This is a genomic window from Laedolimicola ammoniilytica, assembly GCF_025567165.1.
GTDB lineage: Bacteria > Bacillota > Clostridia > Lachnospirales > Lachnospiraceae > Laedolimicola > Laedolimicola ammoniilytica.
In genome coordinates this window covers 37,362-56,553 of the sequence record NZ_JAOQKC010000022.1, presented here as the reverse complement: position 1 = coordinate 56,553, position 19,192 = coordinate 37,362, and the positions used below count along the sequence as shown (strand labels likewise).

The 19,192-nt window shown below is 43.0% G+C and carries 18 protein-coding genes; 13 read left to right on the top strand and 5 right to left on the bottom strand.

Annotation, left to right across the window (positions count from 1 at the left end):
* Positions 1 to 417: 417 nt before the first annotated feature.
* The 6 genes from OCV63_RS13965 to OCV63_RS13940 all read left to right on the top strand — a co-directional run bounded on the left by OCV63_RS13965 (position 418) and on the right by OCV63_RS13940 (position 6,508).
* Positions 418 to 798, top strand: coding sequence for a TnpV protein (locus tag OCV63_RS13965; protein ID WP_046446979.1), 381 nt, complete (start codon positions 418 to 420; stop codon positions 796 to 798).
* A gap of 214 nt (positions 799 to 1,012) precedes the next feature.
* Complete coding sequence (locus OCV63_RS13960; RefSeq protein WP_119204757.1) at positions 1,013 to 1,621, top strand: class I SAM-dependent methyltransferase; 609 nt, start codon at positions 1,013 to 1,015, stop codon at positions 1,619 to 1,621.
* A gap of 374 nt (positions 1,622 to 1,995) precedes the next feature.
* Positions 1,996 to 2,613: a TetR/AcrR family transcriptional regulator gene (locus OCV63_RS13955; protein ID WP_119204756.1), complete on the top strand. Its 618-nt coding sequence runs from the start codon at positions 1,996 to 1,998 to the stop codon at positions 2,611 to 2,613.
* A 155-nt stretch (positions 2,614 to 2,768) separates the two neighbouring features.
* Positions 2,769 to 4,544: an ABC transporter ATP-binding protein gene (locus OCV63_RS13950; RefSeq protein WP_119204755.1), complete on the top strand. Its 1,776-nt coding sequence runs from the start codon at positions 2,769 to 2,771 to the stop codon at positions 4,542 to 4,544.
* Entirely contained in the window at positions 4,541 to 6,271 is a 1,731-nt protein-coding gene (locus OCV63_RS13945; protein WP_158364836.1) for an ABC transporter ATP-binding protein, read from the top strand. The genes OCV63_RS13950 and OCV63_RS13945 overlap by 4 nt, the downstream gene beginning before the upstream one ends.
* A gap of 72 nt (positions 6,272 to 6,343) precedes the next feature.
* The gene (locus OCV63_RS13940) at positions 6,344 to 6,508 is read left to right on the top strand and encodes a cysteine-rich KTR domain-containing protein (RefSeq protein ID WP_054689890.1); all 165 of its coding nucleotides are present in this window, start codon (positions 6,344 to 6,346) and stop codon (positions 6,506 to 6,508) included.
* A 51-nt stretch (positions 6,509 to 6,559) separates the two neighbouring features.
* Here OCV63_RS13940 and OCV63_RS13935 read toward each other — a convergent pair whose 3' ends face one another.
* Positions 6,560 to 7,996, bottom strand: coding sequence for a MobA/MobL family protein (locus OCV63_RS13935; RefSeq protein ID WP_158364834.1), 1,437 nt, complete (start codon positions 7,994 to 7,996; stop codon positions 6,560 to 6,562).
* A gap of 247 nt (positions 7,997 to 8,243) precedes the next feature.
* Positions 8,244 to 8,459, bottom strand: coding sequence for a helix-turn-helix domain-containing protein (locus tag OCV63_RS13930; protein ID WP_004612412.1), 216 nt, complete (start codon positions 8,457 to 8,459; stop codon positions 8,244 to 8,246).
* A 180-nt stretch (positions 8,460 to 8,639) separates the two neighbouring features.
* On the opposite strand from OCV63_RS13930, the gene OCV63_RS13925 reads away from it, so the two are divergent.
* Positions 8,640 to 9,326, top strand: coding sequence for a helix-turn-helix domain-containing protein (locus tag OCV63_RS13925; protein ID WP_158364832.1), 687 nt, complete (start codon positions 8,640 to 8,642; stop codon positions 9,324 to 9,326).
* An 87-nt stretch (positions 9,327 to 9,413) separates the two neighbouring features.
* On the top strand, positions 9,414 to 10,712 hold the full coding sequence (locus tag OCV63_RS13920) for a tyrosine-type recombinase/integrase (protein WP_119204752.1): 1,299 nt from the start codon (positions 9,414 to 9,416) through the stop codon (positions 10,710 to 10,712).
* 313 nt (positions 10,713 to 11,025) lie between these two features.
* Here OCV63_RS13920 and OCV63_RS13915 read toward each other — a convergent pair whose 3' ends face one another.
* The gene (locus OCV63_RS13915) at positions 11,026 to 12,339 is read right to left on the bottom strand and encodes an IS30 family transposase (RefSeq protein ID WP_158364830.1); all 1,314 of its coding nucleotides are present in this window, start codon (positions 12,337 to 12,339) and stop codon (positions 11,026 to 11,028) included.
* 208 nt (positions 12,340 to 12,547) lie between these two features.
* On the opposite strand from OCV63_RS13915, the gene OCV63_RS13910 reads away from it, so the two are divergent.
* The gene (locus tag OCV63_RS13910; RefSeq protein ID WP_158364828.1) at positions 12,548 to 13,789 is read left to right on the top strand and encodes an IS256 family transposase; all 1,242 of its coding nucleotides are present in this window, start codon (positions 12,548 to 12,550) and stop codon (positions 13,787 to 13,789) included.
* A gap of 568 nt (positions 13,790 to 14,357) precedes the next feature.
* Here the strand turns inward: OCV63_RS13910 and OCV63_RS13905 are convergent.
* Positions 14,358 to 15,650 (bottom strand): IS110 family RNA-guided transposase, encoded by a 1,293-nt coding sequence (locus tag OCV63_RS13905; RefSeq protein WP_158364826.1) that lies wholly within the window; start codon positions 15,648 to 15,650, stop codon positions 14,358 to 14,360.
* 451 nt (positions 15,651 to 16,101) lie between these two features.
* A complete protein-coding gene (locus tag OCV63_RS17675; RefSeq protein ID WP_262670883.1) occupies positions 16,102 to 16,329 on the bottom strand; it encodes a transposase domain-containing protein in 228 nt (75 codons plus the stop codon).
* Between the two features lie 52 nt (positions 16,330 to 16,381).
* On the opposite strand from OCV63_RS17675, the gene OCV63_RS13895 reads away from it, so the two are divergent.
* From OCV63_RS13895 to OCV63_RS13880, 4 genes are all read left to right on the top strand, one after another.
* Positions 16,382 to 16,840, top strand: a complete 459-nt coding sequence (locus tag OCV63_RS13895; RefSeq protein ID WP_158364824.1) for a hypothetical protein — start codon at positions 16,382 to 16,384, stop codon at positions 16,838 to 16,840.
* Between the two features lie 41 nt (positions 16,841 to 16,881).
* Complete coding sequence (locus OCV63_RS13890) at positions 16,882 to 17,415, top strand: methylated-DNA--[protein]-cysteine S-methyltransferase (RefSeq protein ID WP_158364822.1); 534 nt, start codon at positions 16,882 to 16,884, stop codon at positions 17,413 to 17,415.
* A 292-nt stretch (positions 17,416 to 17,707) separates the two neighbouring features.
* Positions 17,708 to 17,881, top strand: a complete 174-nt coding sequence (locus OCV63_RS13885) for a hypothetical protein (protein WP_262670882.1) — start codon at positions 17,708 to 17,710, stop codon at positions 17,879 to 17,881.
* Between the two features lie 169 nt (positions 17,882 to 18,050).
* Positions 18,051 to 19,181: an LURP-one-related family protein gene (locus OCV63_RS13880; protein WP_158364820.1), complete on the top strand. Its 1,131-nt coding sequence runs from the start codon at positions 18,051 to 18,053 to the stop codon at positions 19,179 to 19,181.
* The last annotated feature ends 11 nt before the right edge of the window (positions 19,182 to 19,192 follow it).

Genomic DNA, 19,192 nt, shown 5'->3' with positions numbered 1-19,192 from the left:
GCAATATCCTTTTGTTCTTTTGAATACATAAAAAGGCTCCTTTCAAAGCCCTATAGTAGTCCAGAATTTTGTCCGCACCCTCGCCTATGAAACTTTGCTGACTTGAAATCCGAAATTCCAGTGCAGCAGTAAATTCCATCCCATATTTAAAATTCTAATTAGAAATTCATAATTTCACAGGTGTTTATCGCACCTCATAGAGTTTTAATAAAATCCTCCGAAAGCCTTGAAAATAAAGGATTTATCGCAATCAGTCCACCTTATCCCTTTATATGATTTCACACAATGTTACCCTTGTTCTGCACAATCATAAGGGCAAAATCAAGGGCAGAAAAATCTGATAACACAATATAACAAAGTGTGGTAATCGGGAAACTGTGATGTATGTGCGAATAGATTATTTTGGAGGATAACACTATGGAGAAATATATTTACGATGAAAGCAACGGACTTTGGTATGAATTGCAGGGGGATTATTATATTCCTTGCCTTACTTTACCAACCGAAAAAGAAAACAAGCCTATCGGCTTATGGGGACAGCGACACAAACGCTATTTACAGGAATGCAAGAAAGCAGTTTACATCACGCTACTCACAAGTGGCAGATTGAACAGTTATCTTGCTGATATTGACGAACAGGCAACGGAGATGATGTTTCGATTGGTTGAGCAAATGGCTGATAAGGAGGGCGTTACTGAACAGCTCAAAACAGAACGCCCGATGTTGTGGGTTGGCAGAATAAACGAGATACAGGCAAGAGCAAGAGAAATCGTCAATGCAGAAATTATCTACGCATAGTAATGTAACGCTTATAAGATGAAAAAGAGGGTAGGCAGATAATATTTTTTGTCTACCCTCTTTGACTTGAAAACAGATACTAAATTGAGAAAACCTGCGTAAATACACTATCTCATTTCTGCAATTATTTTAAGACTTTATTGCACGAATTTTATAATAATGATAGAATGAATTAGTCAAAGCTAACTTGATTGATGTAAGGAGAGGTGTAATTATGTCTTTTTTTCAAAACACTTGTAAACCTAAAGGACTTGGCGGAAGCCTTATGGTTAATATGATGAATATAGGTCATTCTCCTATGGCAGAATGGGGATTGAAGCATATAAAAATTAATAAGAACGATATATCATTAGACGTTGGTTGCGGTGGTGGTGCAAATATAAAAAAACTATTAGAAAAAAGTCCAAAGGGTAAAGTTTTTGGCATTGATTATTCAGAGGTTAGTGTTAGAAAATCAAAAAAAGTTAATAAATTTGCAGTAGAAAGAAAGCATTGTGAAATTCTGCAAGGAAATGTGCAGGAACTTCCTTTTGCCAATGAAACCTTTGACTTAGCAACTGCTTTTGAAACAATATATTTTTGGTCTGATATTGACCAAAGTTTTAGCCAGATATATAGAGTGCTAAAAAAAGGTGGAATTTTTATGGTTTGTAATGAGTCAAATGGCGAAAATGACAAAGATAAAAAATGGACAGAGATTATAAAAGGAATGAAAATTTATACTTCCAAAGAGATTAAATATTCTTTGGAAAAAGCAGGATTTACGCATATAGAAACGAACAAAAATGCTAAAGGCTGGCTTTGTGTGGTTGCTCGAAAGTAAAACAATTTTTAAATTTTACCTGATATACTTAACGGATACGCTCACAATTTCAGCAACTGGCGAAGTAATCCCGTCATGCTTGCAAGCCATTCAAAGTCCCCGTTATCTAACAAGGGGCACAATTTACGAGGGCAAATGGACGAAACAGGCGAAAGTCCTTGAATATATGGGGGGTAAACGCACTTTCAAGGGGTGTTAACTGAAAGACGGTCATTTAACACCTTTTCAAACAAAAAGATAATGAAATTTACATCTCTGAGCAGACAGAAAATGATATTTGGATAGTGGAAAATAATATTGGGGAATTGACAAAGTTTTTGCGAGGTGCTATTATAACGATGTTATATAATAGTGTTATAAAAAGAGGATTAAAAATGAGCAACGAAGAAAAAACGACATTGCAGATGATTTTATCGGCTGCTATACAGGAATTTCTTGAAAAAGGCTTCACATCTGCTTCATTACGAAATATTGCTAAAAAAGCAGGCGTAACCACAGGGGCTTTATATGGCTATTATGATAGTAAAGAGGACTTGTTTGAAGCATTGGTAGGCGAACACTACAATTTTTTACTGGAACGATTTTGCAAGGCTCAAAAAGAATTTGCTGAAATTCCGCCAGAAGAACAACCTAACAATCTTACTTCTACTTCCGGCGAATGTATGTATGAAATGCTCTTGTATGCCTATGAACACTTGAATGAATTTAAGCTCATACTTTGCTGTTCGGAGGGAACACGTTTTTCAAAATTGATTGATGAAATGGTGGAAATAGAAACAAAAGGAACACATGATTATTTAGCAGTTCTTGAAAAGATAGGCAGACCTGCTCCCCCCATTGATGAACGGTTGGAGCATATCTTGATTACAGGAATGTTTAATACATTTTTTGAGCTGATTATACATGAAATGCCTCTTGAAGAAGCAAAGCACTATTTGAAAGAAATGAGAGATTTCTATACCGCCGGGTGGATGAAAATTATGGGGCAATAAAAATGAATAAATTCGTTAGGGCAATCTGCCCTATAATTTTTATACACAGGTTAGTTACTGCTAACTTCACAAGGGCAACACTAACTGAAATGAGGATATTGGAGGACGTTCATTTTGTTCTCGTATCATAAAAAATTTTCAAGGAGGTTTTATCAATGAAAAAACAGTCAAATCTATCAAGACTGATGGGTTATGCCGGAGGGCATAAGATATTGACCTATCTTTCTTGGGTACTGTCTGTAATGAGTGCACTGTTGGCTCTTGTACCTTTTTGGTATATATGGTGTATTATTCACGACATACTGGAGGTTTCCCCGGACTTCTCACAGGCGGAGAATGTCACAGGCTACGGTTGGTCTGCCGTATTGTTTGCAGTTATCTCTATTGTTGTTTACATAGCCGCTTTGATGTGTTCGCATTTGAGCGCGTTCCGGGTTGCCGCTAATATCCGAAAAGAGCTTATGCGCCATATTGCAGCATTGCCGCTCGGAGTAACGGAGAAGTATGGAAGTGGAAAGCTGCGGAGAATAGTAAACGGTTCCAGTGCTGCTACGGAAACGTATCTTGCACACAGGCTTCCCGACAAAGCGGGGGCGATTGCCACCCCTATAGGGCTACTTTTCCTGTTGCTTGCTTTTGACTGGCGGTTAGGGCTTTTAAGCCTTGTTCCCGTTGTGCTTGGTTTTCTGATTATGATGAAAATGACAGGAAAAGACATGGAAAAGCGAATGGAACAATATCAAAATGCGCTTGCCGATATGTCAAATGAAGCCGTTGAATATGTGCGGGGCGTACCCGTAGTAAAGACTTTCGGACAGACAATCTTTTCTTTCAAACGCTTCAAAAACGCGATAGACAATTACGAAACATGGGTAATCGCATACACAAAGGGGCTGCGTCTGCCTATGATGTTCTATACAACGGCAATTAACAGTGTATTCGCGTTTCTGATTGCCGGAGGTATTCTCTTTACAAGGGGCGGCGTAACAAATGAACTTCTGTTAAACCTTATTTTCTATATTGTGATTACGCCCGTCATTGGTACGACGCTCACAAAAATTATGTTTATGAGCGAGGACGCAATGATTGTAGGCGACGCAATTAACAGGATTAATGAAGTGCTGAACGAAAAACCATTATCTGAAAGCAGCGTGAATAATATCCCTAAAGATAATGGGATTACATTAGAACACGTTAGTTACAGCTATGACGGAAAGAAAAACGCGCTCAATGATGTATCTCTTTCCATAAAACCGGGGCAGACAGTCGCATTGGTAGGATCGTCCGGCGGCGGCAAGACAACGCTTGCAAATATCGTCACAAGATTTTTTGACCCGCAAAAAGGGCGCGTACTGATAGGGAATATCGACATATGCGACATTCCGAAAGAAACATTGATGAATAAGGTGTCCTTTGTATTTCAGAACAGCCGACTTATCAAAGCGTCCATATTGGAAAATGTGCGTATGGCAAAGCCTGACGCTACACGCGAAGAAATCGCCCATGCTTTGGAAGCTGCACAGTGCTTGGATATTATTGAAAAATTACCGAATGGCATTGATACGGTTGTCGGCGCAAAAGGCGTATATCTGTCCGGCGGCGAACAGCAAAGAATAGCGATTGCCCGCGCGATTTTGAAAAATGCGCCTATCATAATCCTTGATGAAGCGACCGCATTTGCCGACCCCGATAATGAGGTGCGCGTACAGCAGGCTTTATCCGCGCTTTCAAAGGGAAAGACCGTCATTATGATTGCACACAGGTTGTCGTCAATCACAGACGCGGATTGCATTTATGTACTGCAAGACGGTGAAATTGTCGAAAGCGGCACACATAGCGGACTGATAGAAAGAAACGGCATATTTACAAAAATGTGGAAGGATTATTCCGAAGCGGCAGAATGGAAGATTGCAAAGGAGGTAAACGCATGATTAAGACATTGCAAAGACGTTTTGCATTATCAAGACAGGGGGCTGTCGATTTGATAAAAGGCTGTATTGCCTGCGTCGTACAGGATATATCCTTTATGCTCCCTGTGGGATTGCTCTATTACTTTGTCATTGACACCATGAATGGGAACTTGAATGGAAGCCGCATTGCTTTTTATGCGGTTGGTTCTTTGGTTTGCTTATGCCTTATATTTATTGCGACTTGGTTTCAATATAACGCCACTTACTTAGCGACTTATGTGGAAAGCGGGGTAAGGCGTATATCCTTAGCGGAACGGCTACGCAAAATCCCGTTGTCCTTTTTTGGCAAAAAAGACCTTGCGGATTTAACCAATTCTATTATGGGAGACTGTGCTACGCTTGAAACTGCATTCTCCCATTATGTACCCGCATTGGCAGGCTCCCTCATTTCAACAACACTAATTGCAATCTGCCTTTTTGCTTACGACTGGCGAATGGCTCTTGCGGCGGTGTGGGTTTTACCGATTGCATTTACAATCACATTCTTTTCAGCTCGCATACAGGAATACTTCAACTGTAAATCTGTAGCGGCAAATGTCGCGCTTGAAAGCGGTGTACAAGAGTGTATCGAAAGTTTACAGGACTTGAAATCAAACAATGCGGAAGAAAGTTATCTGAAAGGACTTGACAAAAAAATTGACTATGTAGAAAAACGGCACATTATAACAGAACTTGGAACAGCACTTTTTGTTGTTTCTTCAACACTAATATTAAAGTTTGGAATTGCTACGGTTGCGCTTGTAGGCTCTACGCTGCTTATTCGTGGAGAAATTGATATTCCGCTGTTTTTTATGTTCTTGCTTGTAGCTTCAAGGCTTTATGCCCCGCTTGAAGGCGCATTGCAAAATCTTGCTGCGGTAATCTCTACGAAAACGAACATAGACCGCATGAACGAAATCCTTGACCAACCTATTCAGACAGGGGAAAATCAACTGATAAATAAAGGTTATGACATTGTATTCGACCATGTAGGATTTGCTTATAATACTGGGGAAACCGTATTGAAAGATGTGTCTTTTACGGCAAAACAGGGAGAAGTTACCGCTTTAGTCGGACCGTCCGGCGGCGGAAAAACTACGGTGTCGCGTCTTGCCTCGCGGTTTTGGGACATAAACAAAGGGAAGATTACTGTCGGTGGTATGGATATATCGAAAATAGAGCCGGAAACCTTGCTGTCTCTGTACTCTATCGTATTTCAAGATGTGACGCTGTTTAACAACACAATCATGGAGAATATCAGAATAGGCAGAAAGGACGCGACCGACGAAGAAGTAATTGCGGCGGCAAGACTAGCAAATTGTGAAGAATTTGCAGAAAAGCTCCCAGACGGGTATAACAGTATGATTGGTGAAAATGGTTGCGAATTGTCTGGCGGGGAAAGGCAGAGAATTTCAATCGCCCGCGCTTTTCTCAAAAATTCCCCTATTATCTTACTTGATGAAGCAACGGCAAGTCTTGATGTGGAAAATGAAACATTGATACAGGCTGCTTTGTCAAGACTGATAAAGGACAAGACCGTACTTGTTATCGCCCACCGTATGCGTACCGTAAGCGGCGCAGATAAAGTGGTTGTGCTTTTAAACGGTACGGTTGCCGAACAGGGAACGCCGGAAAAACTGATGAACACAGGCAAAATTTATCCGCATATGGTAAAGCTGCAAATGATTAGTCAGGATTGGGGAATTTAGATTTCTAACTGAAATTGAATGATATAGATTTCATATTTTCCCATTAGTGAGAAACGCAAAGAGGTCGACATTATGAAAACAGAATGGATACTTTGCCCTGTCTGCGGCAATAAAACCCGAACAATGATACAGGAAAATACTGAGATGAGAAACTTTCCTCTCTACTGTCCGAAGTGCAAAAAAGAAACAATCATCAATGTTCAGGATATGAAAATCACGCTTGCAGTCAGCAAATAATTATGTACCACCGCCGCTATGGGTAACACCATAACGGCGGTTTTTCCATATCTATCGGCTATCTCTGTCAATGGATTTTTTGCGCTGTCTTTGGGGTGGTTTCTGCCTATTTTTATCCTGTATCTCCCGCAAATGTTTTAATACGCTCTGCTTTTCGGGTGGTCTGCGCTGCTCTTTGGCGGCGGCTGACGGTTTCCTGCTGGTCTGACGCTCCCACTCGGCAAGGTCACGGCTGTACTGTTCCACAACGCTTTCCATTTCTCGGAAAGTACGCATGAACGCCTGCACATCGGGATAACCGTCCTCTTTCAGAATATCGGGCAGCATATCCAGTTTTGCAGCGATTTCCTTTTCCGTCTGCTGTATCTGCTCGGACAGGGCTTTACGCTCCTTGCCTTTGAAAAGCCCCTTTGTGTCTGCAAGCTGCGCTTTCAGTTTCGGGAGAACATCGTCCTGCAAACGGCGGATTTCCCTTGCGCCCTCCTGCGCCTTTATCATCAGATTTTTCATGCGTCGAAATTCCGCCATATCCATATCCAGCGTAGGCTTGGGCGGCATATCCTTTTCTCGGATAAGGCTTTGCAGAAGCTCCTTTGCCCTGCCGATAATGCTGCGGAACAAGGTAGGCAGCCAGCCCTTTTCTTTAATGGACTGACTTGCCTTTTGGTGGATTTCCTCTTTCTTGATTTCCAGTATCTTTGTTTCCTCAATCCCCGATAACAATGCCATATCCGCCGTCCTGTTCCATTCCTGCCTTGCGGCGTTGTCGGCTTCAATCTCGGCGGCTTTGGGATTGTTCTTACCGATTTTCTTGGTAGGAAGATAAACGCTGTTCTTATCAAATACCTTTAACTGCTGTTCGGGATCAGCAATATGGCGATTGATAAGGTCAGTGTAAATCTCTTTTACCTCCCGAAGAAAAGGCTCGCTTTTGAATTTATCATCTTTCACGGTAAAGAGGTGGCTTTCGTAAACCTCGCCCTTTTTAATGACGGTGCAGCCTTTTCGTATCTGTCCGTCCTCCCCTGTGATTTCTTTCTTGGTGCGTACCCTTTTGCCTGTTTCATCATAGAACACGCTGCGTGTGGCTATCTTGATGTCAGGTTCAGGAAGCAGCTTTCTTTCGCTGAAGATAAGGTGGATATGATAGTTTGTCTTGCGTTTGTTGTGGTGGAGGGCTGACACGCACTCTACACCATACCGCCTGTGGAACTCCTCCGTAAAATCTTCAAGGACTTCCTGCGGCTCGTATTTTGTATATACTTCGGGCAGGGCGATAATCAATTCCCTTGCTTCAATACATTTGCCCTCCGTACCGCTTCGCTTAAATTCCTGCTGGCTTTCCCTTGCAAGGTTACTCCAAAATTCATTGTCGGCGATGCGGTAGGTGGCATAGAGATTTTCCTGTCTTGCGTGGCTTGTGATATAGGATATTCTTCCCTTGACATTGGGTAGCTTTGACATCTGTATAAAACTGTGTCTTGCCATATACTCCTTCCTCCCGTGACGGGCATACTCTTTTTGCAACCGAGAAATCGGTTGCTGCTGTTTCGGCAGCGTAAGCAGACGGACAGCGAAGAAAACAGCGTGCTGTTTTCTTCTGTATCATAGCGGCGGTGCATTGTCCGAAGCTGTGATACATAGCCCCCTGCAAGGGCGAAATAACCAGAGTACAACTCGAAGATTTGTGCGAGGGGTGTATTTCGCTCTCAAACGCCGAGGGCTTGGAGAATGGTTATTCTACTTTGCGAACATCGTTTTCATTGAGCAGGTTTCTTCCCTGATTGACGCTCATAAATCGCTCTAAAGTATCCCTGCGGATAATCGCTTTTCTTCCGACCTTGAGGACGGGAAGTTTGCCCCAGTCTACCAACTTACGCATTGTATTTCTTCCGATACCCGTACATTCTGCGGCTTCTTCTATGGTTAAACCCATTTTGATGTTGCTCATTTTATCAACCTCCTTTCAAAATACGCATTTTGCAACTATGTATCTGTAATTATACTTATTTTACTATCTCTTGTCAACTTGTTTTGCAACTTATCAAGAAATATTTTTGCCTATTATTAAATTTATGGTTGCAAAATAAGTTTTTCTGTGCTATACTATCATCAATAGGAGGTGAAAACCTTGAAACAAGAAATTACATTCACCGCAAAACAGGTCGGTGAACGAGTGAAAGAACGCCGAACAGAGTTAAACTTAACAATGCCCGAACTTGGTAAGCGTGTCGGAGTAAACAAATCTACCATTCAGAGATATGAAGCGGACGGTGTAGACCCGAAGCGTACAATGATTATCAACGGACTGGCAGAAGCACTCCTGACCACTCCCGAATGGCTGACAGGACTTTCCGAAGATAAGGAATACGACAGCCACACTTTATGTGCAAAGGATATGGAGGAACATATCAAAAATTATCTTGATACCGTTTCTTCTGTGGTAAAGGGAGAACCGCACCAACAGCTGCTCACCACATTCCTCGGAAAGATGATTGACCTCTATACGGTTATGACTTATCACTTTGCAGACGCTATGGCTGAGGTTGACCGTGTAGCGGAGGACGAGGGCTTAAAGCAGTCCTTACGCCGCTATGCGATTGAGTCAGGGGCGATTATGGAAAGAGTTTACCGTAAAGAAATGGAACTTCCTATCGAGAATATGAAGCAGTTTTTAGATGGAATTTTACATATCTACGATGAGGGACGCACCGCTGTAAAGATGGGCGACCTGTTCGGGATAGTGACAGCAGCCGAGGAAAGGGTTGCTGAAAAAGAAAAATTCCGTGGCACTTTGACAAGTGAAAATGCCGATTGACATTCATCGGCATAAGTGACACTATTACTTTACGCACACCATATGTCACAGTCCCGATTGCCACGGATAGAAAGGAGAAATTTATCTATGGCAAAAGGTTCTGTAAGAAAAAAAGGTAAAAAGTGGTACGCACGCTTCTATATCGAAGATGAAAGCGGCAGAAAAGTACAGAAAGAGTTTGTGGGAACAGAAAGCAAGTCTGAAACAGAAGCCCTGCTCAGAAAAGCAATCGCTGACTATGAGGAAAAGAAGTTTGTCGGGAAAGCCGAAAACATCACGGTTGGCGAAATGCTGGATATGTGGGTAGAGGAAGAACTGAAGCCCGGCAGCCTTAGCAACGGTACGGTTATGGCATATATGGCGGCAGTCAAAAAGATTAAAAAATATCCCATTGGCAGCCGAAAACTGAAAACCGTGACTGCCGACCATTTACAGTCGTTTATCGACCTGATGAGTTACGGAGGGATAAATCCTGGCGGTACAACTTCAAAGCCGATGAGTAAAGGCTATATGCTGCAATTCTCGGCGGTACTGCAAAATTCATTTCGTTTTGCTGTATTTCCGAAAAGGCTGATAACCTTTAACCCGATGCAGTATGTGAAGTTGCGTGGCAGAAAAGAGGAAACAGATATTTTCTCGGACAGCGAAGAAGATATTGTTCCTGTTCCTACCATTACACACGGGGAATACCAAAAACTGACGGACTTCTTAACCCAAAAGAAACACCCTGCGTTGCTTGCGGTGCAGATAGCCTACTATGCAGGCTTGCGTATCGGAGAGGTCTGCGGTCTGACTTGGCAGGACATCAACCTTGACGAGCAGTATCTAACCGTAAGACGCAGTATGCGGTACAATGGCACAAGGCATAAGCACGAAGTCGGCACGACAAAACGCAGTAAAGTCCGTACCGTTGATTTCTGTGACACATTGGCGGACATCTTACGGAAAGTAAAAACAGAACAGCATAAAAACCGTTTCCTTTATGGCGAACTGTATCATCTGAACTACTGTAAGACGGTCAAAGAAAAAGGGCGTACTTATTATGAGGTTTACAGTCTGCAAAGAACACAGGAAACGCCCGAAAATGACAGAGAATTATCCTTTGTCTGCTTAAAAGAGGACGGTGCTTTTGTTTCTGCAAGTGCAGTCGGTCAGATTTGCCGCAAGGCAAAAGCAGAGGTTGAGGGATTGGAGGACTTTCATTTCCACACACTCCGCCATACCTACACAAGCAATCTGCTTTCGGGCGGTGCAAAACCCAAAGATGTGCAGGAACTTCTCGGACACTCTGATGTCAGTACCACAATGAACATTTATGCCCACTCTACCAGAGAAGCGAAGCGGACTTCCGCAAGGCTCTTGGATAAGGTTGTGGGCGAAGCATAAAAAATTCCCTTGTTTCGGCTCATAAGGGCAAAAACAAGGGAAAATACATAAGGTTTTGATATTTGATAGGCGGTAAGCCTTGAAAAATCAAGGAATTTCGGAAGATTGAATTTTTAATTATAATTTTTAAAACCACTTATAGTGATAAAACAAAGGATTTCTGCTATAATGAATCTGTCTTTTCAAAAAATACTCAGTTTCAGGGCATGAAAAAGAGACCGCTGGAGTTCAGTGTGCGTGACTAAATTCCACCGGACGCATGGGAAATGTGTGAAAAATCTAGTTCTACCCTGACAGCAGATTTTTTGATGGATTATCGGTTGAAGCGGATCAGCTTAGGTGTCAGATGAACCTCGTCGGGGTCAATCTCCCTAAGCTGAAATGCTTTTAGGACCTCTTCACCGAATGTTTCTTTTGCAACGGAATACGGGGTGCGTCCATTCAGGCTTTCTCTAGGAGTGGAATTGATGTGACTGGCAATGAGATTTACATCCCATTGGGTCAGAAATTCAAAGCTTGTCTTTTTGGGGAGCACCATACGAAGCATGGTATGAGCCTGTTCAATACCGCCTTTCTGCCCACTACGCATAGGATCACAATAGTAAATGTTGGAGCGCTGGAATCCGGTTATCCCTGTTTCCAATGAATCTGGATCTCCGAATTCAGAACCGCGATCGGTTAGGATATGTTCAAACAGGGAAAGAAATTCATAAGTTCCCAAACGTTTCTCCAAACGGTCAAAAACAAGCCTTACAGCACCTTCCGTGTTGCGGTTCATCAGAAAAGCCAGGAATAGTTTTTCTTTGGTGAAGAAAAAAGTAAGCAAAGTTTTAGCGGAATCGTTGGAGGAGTGAACGGTATCCATTTCCACAAAGGAATCCAGGTGTAGTTCTGAAAAATCAGAGTAAGTTCTGCCAGTAAAAACTTTCCGGTCAGAAATCTGTGTTTTGTGTACTTTCCTTGGTTTGAATTTTACCTTTCGTTTTAAATCAATGTTTCTGGATGTAAAAAGGCCCATATCGAGATAGGTGTAGACTGTTCTGACCGACATATCCAGTTCCGGATGGTTGGTGATGATCTGATAAGGGGACTGTCCCTGGGCAATCAGGGGACTGATAACTTTATCTTTAAGACGCAGTTCATGTCTGGAGAGACTGATGCCGGAACGGGAGTCAGAAAGCGTTTCCCGATATTTGCGGTCAGCGGCTTTGGCATTGTAGTTATATTTGTGGGCAATCGTGCAATGGTTTATAAGCTTTGTGCAGCCATTGCAGACATAAGGAGCCCTGTCCAGACGGTTACAGCGTTCTTTTTCAAAATCAGGGCATGTTTGGTTGCAGGTGGGGCAGGAAGCACATTTCACGCCACAGAGAACAATTTTTCCACAGGCATTTTTCTTTTTGCAATGGTACCGATGAATGCAGAAGTTATGGGCATTATAGAAGGTACCTTTATGCCACCAATCAGAAAGCCGACGGGATTTGACCTCTTTGGAGATGGTAGTTGGATCCTTGCATAGGAAACGGGCAATATCCTTAAAAGAGGAGCCTTTTGACAACTCATTTTGAATATAAATACGATCCTGCAGTGAGAGATGTTTTTGATTTCCGGGAATATATTTACTCATAAAAACTCCTTCCACTGCTGTCAGGGTTAAGATAAAGGTAGCATGAATGTATGAAAGAGTAAATGTGAATTGTGCGAGAGAGAATTCCACTGGGGATTGGGAGAGTGGAATTCACAATTTCATTTTTCACCTATGAAACTTTTTCTGTAAAATAACCGCAATAAGGTTCTTCTATGATAAAATAAATATCATTAGGAGGGCCTTTATTATGGCAAGACAAAAGAAACCTGTACACAGAGTTGAAATGACCGATGGAAAAAGAAATATCATTCGTCAGCTTCTCGAAGAATACGATATTGAGACTGCTGAAGATATCCAGGATGCTCTCAAGGATCTCCTGGGCGGCACCATCAAGGAAATGATGGAAGCAGAAATGGATGACCATCTCGGATATGAGAAATCCGAGCGTTCTGACAACGACGATTATCGAAACGGCTATAAACGCAAGCAGGTAAACAGTCGGTATGGTTCTATGGAAATCGAAGTACCACAAGATCGAAAGTCCACCTTTGAACCACAGGTTGTCAAAAAGCGTCAGAAGGATATTTCTGACATTGACCAGAAAATTATCTCCATGTATGCCAAAGGAATGACTACACGCCAAATTTCGGAAACGATTGAAGATATCTATGGCTTTGAAACATCTGAGAGTTTTATTTCTGATGTAACAGATAAGATACTTCCGCAGATTGAAGACTGGCAGAATCGACCGCTGGATGACGTATATCCGATTCTTTACATTGATGCTATCCACTATTCTGTGCGGGACAACGGAGTGATTCGTAAACTTGCAGCCTATGTAATTCTGGGCATTAACACAGAGGGCAAAAAGGAAGTATTGACCATCACGATTGGTGACAATGAAAGTGCGAAATACTGGCTTTCTGTCTTAAATGAACTAAAAAATCGAGGGGTTAAAGATATCCTGATTATCTGTGCAGACGGCCTTACAGGCATTAAAGAAGCGATTTCGGCGGCATTTCCAAAGACAGAATATCAGAGGTGTATTGTCCATCAGGTAAGAAATACGCTGAAATACGTTCCGGATAAAGACAGGAAAGCTTTCGCTACAGATTTAAAAACCATCTATCAGGCTGCTGATGAGCAGAAGGCCCTGGCTGCTTTAGACCGTGTGACAGAAAAATGGAGTCCGAAATACCCGAATTCCATGAAACGCTGGAAGGACAACTGGGATGCTGTTTCCCCAATTTTTAAGTTTTCAACCACTGTCCGAAAGGTCATTTATACAACAAATGCGATAGAGTCACTGAACTCCACATACCGGAAACTGAATCGCCAGAGAAGCGTATTTCCAAGTGATACAGCGCTGTTAAAAGCCTTATATCTGGCCACTTTCGAGGCTACTAAGAAATGGACAACTACCATCCGGGACTGGGGCCAGGTCTACGGGGAGTTGAGTATCATGTACGAAGGACGACTTCCAGAATAAGTAAAAACATAGTCTAAGACAGGCGGCCAGCCGCCTGCTCTTGACATGCCTGACAGTAACTGTTATATATAAAACAAGGGTGAAAAGCCTGATTTGTAAGCTTCTCACCCTCCTCATATAATCAAGTGTTTTTTATTGAAAATTCAAGGTTTTTCAACCTTTCATATCTCAGTGAATAAGCCACAGCTATGAGCATTTCGATGTATCAGGTACTGAAATAGCGGTTGAATGGTATACGAAATAAAACGTCATTGATTTTCGCTTTACTAGCTTTGTGTATACCCTTCCCTCTATGGCAGCTAACCTCCTATATCCACCAGGATCATCTCTGTCTCCAGAGGTCCTAACTTCCTTCGTCCTGCCTGCCCATAACCAGGGTGTCAGCTATGCTTCATTACAGGGTCATGCCCTATGGTGACAATTTCCGCCGACTACTGACTCATTCTTTGTATTATTGATTACTGACTTGCTTCCTGTTCCAGCACTGTGATTAGTGGACGTTATCTGTTACATTCTGCTTGATTCAGTGGCTGCCCAGATGACAGCCTCCATTATAGTTGCTTTTTGCTTACGCTGCTTGCAGATAAGCTGCCGGTCTCCTGATATCACTGACCATCTTTTTCGGATCATAATCCACACCTTTTGTCAGCATCGCATAAAAGATACGTATCAGCTTGGCTGCAATTGCCATAAGTGACTGCATTTTCTTCAATGGATTCAGCCTTCTGGTTGTGTAATAATTATGGAGTTCCCTGAACTCCTGGTTCTTCGACACAAGTGACATTGTAACCTCAAAGAGCAGATATCTGAGTCTCTTTCGACCTCGTCTGCTTATTGTTGTCTCACCCTTGTGCTTTCCCGAACTATTTTCAACCAATGCCAATCCTGCAAGCTTCTGCAGTTCCTTCGGATTGTTGAAGCGGCTGATATCACCTACTTCTGCAAGGAACCCTGACACTGTCCTGATTCCCACACCTTTGATCTCTAACAGCTTTTCAGCCATCGGAATCTTTCTTACCAGTTCTTCAATTAGAACCATAACTTCCTGTAGACGCGTATTTCTGGATTCATAGTCCTCCAGAAGCATTCGGATTTCCATTCTTGCAGACACCGCACCTTCTTTGCTTCCAACGCTGTGCTCAGCAGCTTCTATCAGGGTCTTCGCCCTCGCCTTTCCAACTGCTCTTAACTTTGCATCACGCCAGATTTGGTTCACTCCATCGATACCTAACGTCAGGATATCTTCAGGGAGTGGTGCTGCTTTAAGGATTAGCATTCCGCTCTTGGCATCCGGCTTTCCGTATACCGTCTTATATTCAGGAAAATATATATTGAACCAACGACTGATCCTGTTTTGAATTCTTGTAAGTTCCGCCTGTAACTGGAATCTTATGTTTGATGCTGTTCTAAGATCAGCATAAACACCATCCGGCAGATATGGGATCATGTAACGTCCCTCTCTAACTAATCCTGCTATAACTTTCGGATCCTTACGGTCATTTTTAGTAGGATTATTGTCGTCGAGTTCTTTTGATTTTTTCACATGATGAGGATTTACAAGCACTGGTTTCATTTCATTATCCTGTAGAAACTTTCCGAGATTAAACCAGTAATGCCCGGTCGGTTCCATACCTGGAACCACCTTATCCTTCTCATGTCTTTCTTTGAGGTCCAGGATCCATTCCTTAAATGTCACAAATCCGGCCTCTGTGTTGCTAAACTTAAATGGCTTCTTCGAATACTCGATTCCCCTGTAATCAAAAGCTCTGGCATAGTGCATTTCACTTCCGACATCAATTCCGAGTACCAAAGTTTTTTCTGTAATAGCTTCAATTTTTGCGTTCTGTGTGTTAGACTTCATTGTAGATACCTCTCTGTTCAATAAGATTTTTACTAACCTGCCAGTCAGTAGTCTTATTGTACTCTGAGGTATTTTCAATTTTCAACATCCACGTTTTTTATTATACAGGAAGCTTCATTATCATAGAAGAATCTAATTTACAGAGATTTTCTCATAGTCTCAGTGATTTTTTGTAAGTAATCGGTAAACCACTTGTCTTTCGAAATAAAAAATAGGCTTCGCCTATTCAACTCCCCTGCCCCTCATTCTTGAGGGGTGGGGGTTTCTTTTTCTTGCTTTTTCCTGCATAATAGTCTTATGAACATCCTTCAAGAAATTTTTACAGACCATTATGAAGAAATGCTTTATACATTGCATCCACGTGATTCCATTATTGTGATCCATTGTGGTGACCCCGCCTTCGGGTAAACGTCAAATAATCCTGCGCCTACCCTTAAATTTAACGCCGCTTTTATGAGCGGTGTGGTTTCCGGCATTCCTTGGGAAGCTCATCTGCCCAGGGCATCAGCTGGTCCAGTTTTGTCGGTTCTATATTTCCTTTTTCGTCACAATACTTAGGCAGCTCCGTGAGGATATGCCTGAAGTAGTAGTACGGGCGCAGATTGTTCAGCTTTGCCGTTTCCGAAATACTGTAAACAAGAGCACTGCACCTGGCTCCTTTTTCTGTGTTATGGAACATCCAAGTTCTACTTGCTTTGGCAGAGCAGCTTTTAAAGGAGTACGACATCAACATGAGTATGTATTTATTTTCCACATCTGCTGGGGAGATCGATATGTTGGCTGATCTTTTATTACTCCGAAAAGAGCACACAGAGGAATTGTTTCAGAAAGGGAAAAGCCGATATCTACAATTAGAATGGATTTCAGGCAAAACACAGATCAGACATGCTGAAAATCTCAACGAACTTATAAAAGGGCTGGAGCTTGATAGGGAAAATGGCGGATATGATAAAAAGAAAACCCTGGAAGAAATCTGTCTCGGAAGAAAACAGCTAATGCTGGTTAAAAAAGATGAAGAATTGTACGCAACGCTCTTAGTGGTGAAAGGATCTGTAGAAGAAATCAGGAAAAAGAAAAACAAGGAAGTGGATGAAACCATTTTGAAGTACATCCAAGATAAATGCCTCGCACTCTCAGGCCGATATTTTTACAGCTTGGATGAGAAGTTCCTACCGGTCTATGAATCGTAACGTGAAGTAAAAAAAGATGAATCAGAAATGGAGACGCGCAAATGACAAATACAGCTACATACAAGTCACCCCTTGGAACTATCTTACTGGCTGCGAACGAAATCGGACTGACCGGCCTGTGGTTTGAAGGTCAGAAATACTTTGCCCGTACACTTCCCAAAGAGCATATTTCAATGGAGACGTCTGTTCTCGCGGAAGCGAGGCGCTGGCTGGACATCTATTTTGCCGGGAAAGAACCGGACTTTACACCGCCGCTTCAGCCTGCCGGGTCTGCATTCCAGCAGGCTGTGTGGCAGATCTTATTGCAGATTCCCTATGGACAGACCATGACTTACGGCGAGATCGCCCGCAGAATGGCGGAGATACGAAAGGTCCCCCACATGTCCGCCCAGGCGGTCGGCGGCGCAGTGGGGCACAATGAGGTGTCCATTATCATTCCCTGTCACCGGGTAGTAGGAACTGGCGGCAGCCTGACGGGTTATGCGGGCGGAATGGAGAAAAAAGTGGCGTTGCTGGAGCTGGAGCGTACGGATATGAGCCAGTTCTTTGTCCCACAAAAGGGAACTGCACTTTGAGAGAGTAAATAATCCTATGCTTTTCGGCATTTCTCATAAGTTATCCAAGATTGGATCCTGTCCGCAGAAATATCAGGGTGATGTTTTAGACAGAAATGGACGCCGAGATGGCACGGGACGGAAAGGCAGTTCTGCTTTACGAAATTACCATAGAACACCTGACTTGAAAACAGGTACATGAAAAATAAAACCAGAAAACAACAGACATAATCACATAAAATCAGGGGACAATAACTATGTCACAAGAACATAGGGATTGTCCTTTTTCATGCGATTTTCAGGAGGTTCTGCTATGCGAAAACCCAACGAACAGCTCATTGATTCCTACGATTATTTATCCAATGCCGCCTCAGCCCACGACTGCACCGGACTAATCCCGGGTGGAGTACAGGATGTGGAGGAATTGGAGGCCTACAATGAGATCTATCATTATCGTCCGCCACAGATCAGGAATCAGCAGAAATAAAGTCAGAAATAAAGTCAGAAAAAGAGAGAATTGACGTGAAATCCACAAACTGGTAAAATAATAGTGTCGAACTGTGGCGGAAAGCCGCAGCCGACACTATTTTTGCGCTTTTTCTTTGAGACATACAGTTCCAGATAATTTTAGCGGGACGGATGAAGGAGGGGAATTCATGTCAGAGGAAACAATGAAATTCGGTGATATGTCGGCGAGCCTGAAGCTGCGATACGTGATTTACCGGCTTCTCAGCCTGGCGGTGATCGTGGCCGGAGCGATGTTTGTCGTAAAAGGCTATTACAGTAGCTTTCTCATCAGTGTCGGTACGGTAATTCTGATTATCGGCATCGCCATGTGGATGATGGCGTCACCGGGCAGCTATAACTCGTCCACAGATATGGTACAAATGATTGCTATGGATCGTCCGCGGAAAATCGAGGAATTTTACGAGGCCTATAAGGATGTGCCGACACCTCTGGGCTCCTGCTATCTGGCGAACTTCCGCACCATGAGACGGCCCGCGCTGGCCTTCGGTCCCAACAGCGAAGGGGATTACCTGTATTTCTGGCTGACTGGCGACGGCAATCTGGGTTACATCGGCTATTCCTTCCTGACAAGTATGATAAAAAAGAGAATCACCGAGCCTCTGCATCCATTAAATGAGGATTTCGGAACCAATGCAGCGGCTTATATCTGTTACCATTCGGACATTATGCTGATGCAGAAAGGTCTGCAGAAAAGCATGGAGCATTTCGTAAAGACCGGAGAGGTGCTTCCGGTGGTGGAGGCCAGACCTTCCAAGGTTTATACCTTTACCGAGGACTTCAAGCTCATGGGGCAGCGTTTTGATCTGCAGGATGAGGATGGCGAGCTGATTTACCATATCGAGGGCACCATGCCGCTGAAGCAGTTTTACATCTATGACGTTCAGAATACCGAGATTTTCCGGATTGAAAAACGGATTCTCCATGCCCTTCCCACCTATGATTTCTATTACCGCGGCGAGGAATACGGCAGGCTGGAAAAGAAATTTCAGCTGATCAGGGATACCTTTACCATGAATGTGAAAGAGGGCAAACTGGTGCTGCGCGAGTACGCAGGCTCCCTGGGCCACAATTTCTTCGTCATCCTGAATGACCGGATGCTGGGCAGCATCATGGAGAATCTGGAGTTCACCCTGAAAAATGTGGTCTTCGACAATTCTGTGGTGATCTGCTACGAGGAGCAGTATCTGCCGCTGTTGACCGCCATGGCCATTATGGTGGCGCGGGAAATCGCGAGAGACGACGAGAAGGAGAATTCCTAATTCTGAATCAT